Source organism: Psychromarinibacter halotolerans (assembly GCF_029168315.1).
Lineage (GTDB): Bacteria > Pseudomonadota > Alphaproteobacteria > Rhodobacterales > Rhodobacteraceae > Psychromarinibacter > Psychromarinibacter halotolerans.
Genome location: NZ_JARGYD010000007.1, coordinates 235,404 through 242,035, shown reverse-complemented (window position 1 = coordinate 242,035; position 6,632 = coordinate 235,404). Strand labels below are relative to the sequence as shown.

General features: G+C 67.1%; 6 protein-coding genes. 2 read left to right on the top strand and 4 right to left on the bottom strand.

Annotation, left to right across the window (positions count from 1 at the left end; all coding sequences use genetic code 11):
• Positions 1 to 296 precede the first annotated feature (296 nt).
• From P1K30_RS17950 to phnG, 3 genes are read right to left on the bottom strand one after another with little or no spacing between them, the layout of a single operon-like run.
• Entirely contained in the window at positions 297 to 1,361 is a 1,065-nt protein-coding gene (locus P1K30_RS17950) for a carbon-phosphorus lyase complex subunit (RefSeq protein WP_275634141.1), read from the bottom strand.
• Complete coding sequence (phnH, locus tag P1K30_RS17945) at positions 1,361 to 1,927, bottom strand: phosphonate C-P lyase system protein PhnH (protein WP_275634140.1); 567 nt, start codon at positions 1,925 to 1,927, stop codon at positions 1,361 to 1,363. Before phnH ends, P1K30_RS17950 begins: the two co-directional genes overlap by 1 nt.
• Positions 1,927 to 2,388, bottom strand: a complete 462-nt coding sequence (gene phnG, locus P1K30_RS17940) for a phosphonate C-P lyase system protein PhnG (RefSeq protein ID WP_275634139.1) — start codon at positions 2,386 to 2,388, stop codon at positions 1,927 to 1,929. Before phnG ends, phnH begins: the two co-directional genes overlap by 1 nt.
• 91 nt (positions 2,389 to 2,479) lie before the next feature.
• Between phnG and phnF the strand changes: the two genes are divergently transcribed.
• Positions 2,480 to 3,211 carry a phosphonate metabolism transcriptional regulator PhnF gene (gene phnF / locus P1K30_RS17935; RefSeq protein ID WP_275634138.1) on the top strand — a complete coding sequence of 244 codons (732 nt, stop codon included), beginning with the start codon at positions 2,480 to 2,482 and terminating at the stop codon, positions 3,209 to 3,211.
• Here phnF and P1K30_RS17930 read toward each other — a convergent pair.
• Complete coding sequence (locus P1K30_RS17930) at positions 3,208 to 4,104, bottom strand: hydrogen peroxide-inducible genes activator (protein ID WP_275634137.1); 897 nt, start codon at positions 4,102 to 4,104, stop codon at positions 3,208 to 3,210. The genes phnF and P1K30_RS17930 overlap by 4 nt on opposite strands.
• Before the next feature lie 174 nt (positions 4,105 to 4,278).
• Between P1K30_RS17930 and katG the strand changes: the two genes are divergently transcribed.
• Positions 4,279 to 6,459, top strand: a complete 2,181-nt coding sequence (katG, locus tag P1K30_RS17925; RefSeq protein WP_275634136.1) for a catalase/peroxidase HPI — start codon at positions 4,279 to 4,281, stop codon at positions 6,457 to 6,459.
• Positions 6,460 to 6,632 lie beyond the last annotated feature (173 nt).

Sequence of the window (6,632 nt, the reverse complement as noted above, 5' to 3'; positions counted from 1 at the left end):
ATCGTGCTGCGCAACTGCTTCGCGCGGGCCCTTTGGGTCGCGGTGCGGAAGCCGGTCATCGGGGTTCCCTGTTGCCTTGGGTCGGGCAGAGGGTGGGGCGAGGGTGGTTAAGGGCGGGTTAATTGCGAATGTTGCGACACGCCCCCCTCCCTGACCCTCCCCCCTGCAGGGGGAGGGGACGCAGAGGCGGCGAGGTCCGTCGCTTGGACGTTGGCGGTCTGACACCATCCTTGCAGGAGCACGGTATTCCCTCCCCCCTGCAGGGGGGAGGGCCAGGGAGGGGGCCCCGCCCCAAATCATTCCGCAGCCTCGCGCCGCAGCTTGCGCACCAGCTCCAGCTCGGACTGGAAATCCACGTAGTGCGGCAGCTTGATATGCTCCAGAAACCCCGTCGCCTGAATGTTGTCGCCGTGGTACAGCACGAACTCGGTGTCCTGCGCCGGGGCGCCGACGTTGTCTTCGCCCAGCTCTTCCCACCGCAACGCCCGGTCGACCAGCGCCATCGAGATTGCCTTGCGCTCCGACTGGCCGAACACCAGCCCGTAGCCCCGCGTGAACTGCGGCGGTTCGGTCTTCGAGCCTTTGAACTGGTTCACCGTCTCGCATTCGGTCAGCGTCACCTCGCCGATCTCGATCGCGAAGCCCAATTCCGGCACCTCCATCTCGACGGCCACCGCGCCGATGCGCAACTCTCCCACGAAGGCATGGTTGCGCGCATAGCCGCGCTGGGTCGAGTAGGCGAGGCCCAGCGTGAACCCCTCGTCCGCCCGGGCCAGCGCCTGAAGCCGCAGCGCGCGGTCGGCGGGCAGCTCCAACGGTTCGCGCGTCAGGTCGGGCGGCGTGGCGTCATCGGCCGGGGCGTCCTCGATCAGGCCTTCCCGGTTCAGGAACTCGGTCACATGCGGCACCTGTTCCGGCGGCGCGGTGCGCTCTGGTGCATCGGGCACCTCGCCGTCGGCGGCGAGTTTGAAGTCCAGCAGCCGATGGGTGTAGTCGAACGTCGGCCCCAGTACCTGCCCGCCGGGCAGGTCCTTGAACGTCGCAGAGATGCGCCGTTCACAGGCCATGTCGCCGGTGTCCAACGGGTCGGAATAGCCGAACCGGGGCAGGGTGGTGCGGTAGGCGCGGATCAGGAACACCGCCTCGATCAGGTCGCCGCGCGCCTGCTTGATCGCCAGCGCCGCAAGGTCGGGATCGTACAGCGAGCCTTCGGCCATCACCCGGTTCACCGCCAGCGTCATCTGCTCGCGGATCTGGTCCACCGACAGTTCCGCAACCGACCTGTCGCCGCGCCGTTCCTCGGCCAGCCACGCATGGGCGTTGTCGATGGCGCGCTCGCCGCCCTTTACCGCGACATACATCAGCAGACCTCCGTAGAGCGGGGCAGCGCGGCCAGCAGGTCGCCGCAGGTAAAGACGAAATCCAGCCCCAGCGGGAACAGCGCGCGGTTGGCGCGGAAAGCGTCCGTTTCGGGCAGCGACAGCATGGCGGTGTCGCGGATGCCGGGGCCGCGCAGGGTGGCGCCGTCGGGGCTTAGCTGGTCAGTCTCGACGATCAGCGTGGCGGACCGGTCGGGATACTCGGAGGTTCCGATCGCGAACGCGCCCTTCGGCAGGGCATCCCAGCGTCCGACGGCGAACATCGCCTCTTCGGGGCCGGTCAACGGCGCGCCAAGGTGAAACCGGATCCAGTCGCGCACCGCGGCGCAGTCGGCATCGCCGGCAAGGTGCACCGGCGTGTCGGCGTCGCATAGCGTCAGCAGAACCGCACCGGCGGCGGGCGACAGGGGCGCGGGCGGGGTCGCGCCGGTGATGGTCTCGATCCGGCCGGGCCGAGCCATCGCCGACATGATGGCGCGAAACGCGGTCGCGGCCTGCGGTGCCGGATCGGCAAAGCCGCCTTCAAGATGCGCAGTGGCGGCGTTCATCAGTCGTCCCCCCGCACCAGCGTAAAGAATTCGACCCGGGTCGCGGCCGCCTTTGCGGCGCGGGTGGCCCGGCGGTCGGCTTCTTCGGTCATCAGCGGGTCCAGCACATCCGACCGGATCGTTCGCGCGGCATCGGTCTGCATCAGGGCATCGACCAACGCCGCCGCCTCGGCATCCTGCTTGTTGCGGCTCTGCACATAGCCGTGCCCGACCGTGCCGTCCGCCAGCTTCAGCGAACAACGCGTCACGGTCATCTCTCCAAGATTGAACGGCCCACCTGTGGCGCCCGCGCGGCCGCGCACCATGACGGCCCCGATCTCGGGCTTGCGAAGCCAGTCGAAGCCGCGCGGCAGGTCGGCGGCCAGCGCCGCGACCCGCCCGCCGGGGGCGCGGGCCAGCAGCCCAAGCCAGTCCCGGCGCGCGTCGGTGCCTGCCGTTCCGTGAGTGGATTGATCGAGCATCTCGACAGCTTCCGCAATTACTATACAACTAGACATATCCTGCCTCAGCAGGACGGTTTACACCACCCCAGTTGTATGAACTTTTGGCGACATGACGACGAAGAGTTCCCGTAAGACGCCGTTGTGGCAGGCCATCGCCGGTGCGCTAAAAGGCGACATCGCCGAGGGGCGCTATCGCGAGGGTGACAAGCTTCCGACCGAGTCGGAGCTGGCAGAGCGGTTCGGTGTGAACCGGCACACGGTGCGCCATGCGCTGTCGACGCTGGTCGAGGATGGCGTGATCCGAACCCGGCGCGGGGCGGGCGCCTTCGTCACGGCGCGGCCCACCGACTATCCGCTGGGCGCGCGGGTGCGGTTCAACCAGAACCTTCTGGCTGCCGGGCGGACGCCGGACCGCAAGATCCTGCAGGTCGAGGAATCCGTTCCCGCAAGCCCGGTCGTCGCGGATCGGCTGGGGCTGGCCGCGGGCGAGCAGGTCTGCGTTTATCGGGGGCTGTCGCTGGCCGACGGGCAGCCGGTTGCGCTGTTCGAAAGCCACTTCCCCGCCGCGCGCTTTGCCGGAATCGGCGCTGCCCTGCGCGAGCTGCGCAGCGTGACGCAGTCGCTGGCCCGCTTCGGGGTCGAGGACTATGTCCGGCAGTCCACGCGCCTGTCGGCGCGGGCGGCGGACGCAACGCAGGCGCTGCACCTTGGTCTGACCGAGGGCGCGCCACTGCTGTATTCCGAAGGCGTCAACGTCGATGCCGACGACGTACCGGTCGAATTCGGCCGCACATGGTTCGCGGGCGACAGGATCACGCTGACCTTGGGCGACGAGAGCTAGGCGACGCGGCGCGGCAGGTCCCGCACGGCATTCACGATCTCGGCGAACTGGGGGCCCATCGGACTGCTTTTCCTCCAGACCATTCCCACCGTCCGCTTTGGGCGGGGCGCACCCAGCCGGGCGACCGACACGTCGGCTGACCGCGTCTCGGTCGCGACGGCCATCTCGGGGATCAGGGTCACCCCGATCCCGGCGCCGACCATCTGCACCAGCGTGGACAGGGAACTGCCCTCCATCAGGTCGCGCGGGCCGGTGGTGGTGGCCTGACAGAACGACAACGCCTGATCGCGAAAGCAGTGTCCCTCTTCCAGCAGAAGCAGGCGCATCTCGCGCAGGATCTCCGGGCGGGGCACCGGCAGGCCCGCGTCGGCGGCGGGACGGACAAGCACGAAATCCTCTTCGAACAGCGGCTCCTCGTGCAGCGCCGCCTCGGACACTGGCAGGGCCACGACGGCAAGGTCCAGCCGCGCCTCGTTCAGGTCGCGGATGAGCGAGCCGGTGATCGCCTCGCGCGGGCGGATGTCGAGGTCGGGGTTCCGCTGCCCCAGCGCCTTGATGAGGTCCGGCAGCAGGTAGGGCGCGACAGTCGGGATGACCCCGATCCGCAACCGCCCCGTCAACGGTCCCTGCGCCGCGCGGGCAAGGTCGTTCAGCTCGTCCACCGCGCGCAGGATCTCTTTCGCGCGCTCGGCCAGCTCTTCGCCCAGCCCGCTTAGACGGATCTGCCGGGCGCCGCGTTCGATCAGCGGAGCCCCCAACAGGGCCTCCAACTCTTTTATCTGCACCGACAGCGCGGGTTGCGAGATGCCGCAGGTTTCCGCCGCGCGCCCGAAGTGGCCGTGCCGGGCCAGCGCCACGAAGTAGCGCAGGTGTTTCATGGTCAGTCCATTCATAACCTGACCCTATCATGACTATATGAACTTTAAAATTCCCATTATGAAGATGGGTGGTATGATCGTGGGTGGAAGATGGGAATCAAACCGCGCCGCTTCGGAGGAGAAGCCGCGCGGGCGCACCTTTCCAGCCAAGGCCCAAGGGGCCGGAACGTAGCAGAGGAGAGTCCCCGGATGGACGGCAATGACATGAGCAGCGGCGGCAAGTGCCCCGTCATGCACGGTGGCAACACCGCGATGGGATCCACGGTGACCGGATGGTGGCCGAACGCGCTGAACTTCGACATTTTGCACCAGCACGACGTGAAGTCGAACCCGCTTGGTGCCGATTTCAACTATCACGACGAGCTGAAGAAGCTGGACGTCGAGGCGCTGAAGGATGATCTGCGCAAGCTGATGACCGACAGCCAGGAATGGTGGCCGGCCGACTGGGGCAGCTATGTGGGCATGTTTGCCCGCGTCGCATGGCACGCCGCCGGGTCGTACCGTCTGGCCGATGGCCGGGGCGGCGCCGGGACCGGCAACCAGCGGTTCGCGCCGCTGAACAGCTGGCCGGATAACGTGAACACCGACAAGGGCCGCCGTCTGCTGTGGCCGATCAAGAAGAAGTACGGCAACAGGGTCAGCTGGGCCGACCTGATCGTTCTGTCCGGCACCATCGCCTATGAGGTCGCCGGTCTGAAGACCTACGGCTTCGCGTTCGGGCGCGAGGATATCTGGCATCCCGAGAAGGACACCTACTGGGGTGACGAGAAGGAATGGCTGGCGCCGTCGAACAGCCGGTATGCGGACATCGAGCGTCCCGACACGATGGCCAACCCGCTGGCCGCCGTGCAGATGGGCCTGATCTACGTGAACCCCGAAGGCGTGAACGGACAGCCGGACCCGATGAAGACCGCGGCCCAGATCCGCGAAACCTTCGCACGGATGGCGATGAACGACGAAGAGACCGTCGCGCTGACCGCCGGTGGCCACACGATCGGCAAATCGCACGGCAACGGTCTGGCCGAGAACCTGTCGCCCGACCCGGAAGAAGCCGACGTCGAGTATCAGGGTATCGGCTGGATGAACACCAAGGGCCGGGGCGTCGGGCGCGACACCGTGGTGTCGGGCATCGAGGGCGCGTGGACCTCTGACCCCACCAAGTGGGACATGGGCTATTTCGACATGCTGTTCGGCCACGAGTGGGAGCTGACCAAGTCGCCCGCCGGTGCGAACCAGTGGAAGCCCGTGCAGATCGACGAAAAGGACATGTCCCCGGACGTCGAGGACCCGTCGATCAAGACCATGCCGATGATGACCGACGCCGACATGGCGATGAAGGTGGACCCGGTCTACAACGAGATCTGCCAGAAGTTCATCGCGGACCCCGAGTATTTCTCGGAAACCTTCGCCCGTGCGTGGTTCAAACTGACCCACCGCGACATGGGGCCGAAGGCCTGCTATCGCGGCCCCGACGTTCCTAACGAGGACCTGATCTGGCAAGACCCGATCCCCGCCGGTCCGGTGAACTACGACATCGGCCATCTGAAGACGAAGATCGCCGAGTCCGGGCTTAGCCTGTCGGACATGGTCGCAACCGCGTGGGACAGCGCCCGCACCTTCCGTGGGTCGGACAAGCGCGGTGGCGCCAACGGTGCCCGCATCCGCCTTGCGCCGCAGAAGGACTGGCCGGGGAACGAGCCCGACCGTCTGGCCAAGGTGCTGGCCGTGCTGGAACCGCTGGCCGCCGAAGCCGGTGCGTCCATCGCGGACACCATCGTGCTGGCAGGCAACGTCGGCGTCGAGATGGCGACCAAGGCGGCCGGCCATGACGTGACCGTGCCGTTCGAACCGGGTCGTGGCGACGCCACCGACGAGATGACCGACGCCGACTCGTTCGAGCCGCTGGAGCCGCTCGCCGATGGCTTCCGCAACTGGGAGAAGGACGAGTTCGTCGTGTCGCCGGAAGAGATGCTTCTGGACCGGGCGCAGCTGATGGGCCTGACCGCGCACGAGACCACCTGCCTGCTGGGCGGGATGCGCGTGATGGGCGCCAACCACGGCGGATCCGATCTTGGCGTCTTCACCGACAACGTCGGCGCGCTGACGCAGGACTTCTTCGTCAACCTGACCGACATGGGCAATACGTGGGTCCCGGTCGAAGACAAGATGGTCTACGAGATCCGCGACCGCGTCTCGGGCAACGTGAAATGGAAGGCCAGCCGCGTCGACCTCGTGTTCGGCTCGAACTCGATCCTGCGCGCCTATGCCGAGGTCTACGCCCAAGACGACAACGCCGGGAAGTTCGTGAAGGACTTCGTGGCCGCGTGGACCAAGGTGATGAACGCCGACCGGTTCGACCTGGTGTCGTGATCATCGGCTAAGAATTGGGAGAGGGCCGTCCTTCGGGGCGGCCCTTTTGCTTTGGGTGATGAGCCGGAGGGGCTTTGAGAGGGGGGCGGCGTAGGCGGTGACACGCAGAGGGAGCTTGGGGACTTGCCTCGGCTGGATGTCGGGTGGGCGGACAAAGCTACCGACCGGCATTT

Excerpts from the sequence above, each read along its gene's own strand:
- P1K30_RS17950 (WP_275634141.1), bottom strand. The coding sequence starts at position 1,361 with ATGTATGTCGCGGTAAAGGGCGGCGAGCGCGCCATCGACAACGCCCAT.
- phnH (WP_275634140.1), bottom strand. The coding sequence starts at position 1,927 with ATGAACGCCGCCACTGCGCATCTTGAAGGCGGCTTTGCCGATCCGGCA.
- phnG (WP_275634139.1), bottom strand. The coding sequence starts at position 2,388 with ATGCTCGATCAATCCACTCACGGAACGGCAGGCACCGACGCGCGCCGG.
- phnF (WP_275634138.1), top strand. The coding sequence starts at position 2,480 with ATGACGACGAAGAGTTCCCGTAAGACGCCGTTGTGGCAGGCCATCGCC.
- P1K30_RS17930 (WP_275634137.1), bottom strand. The coding sequence starts at position 4,104 with ATGAATGGACTGACCATGAAACACCTGCGCTACTTCGTGGCGCTGGCC.
- katG (WP_275634136.1), top strand. The coding sequence starts at position 4,279 with ATGGACGGCAATGACATGAGCAGCGGCGGCAAGTGCCCCGTCATGCAC.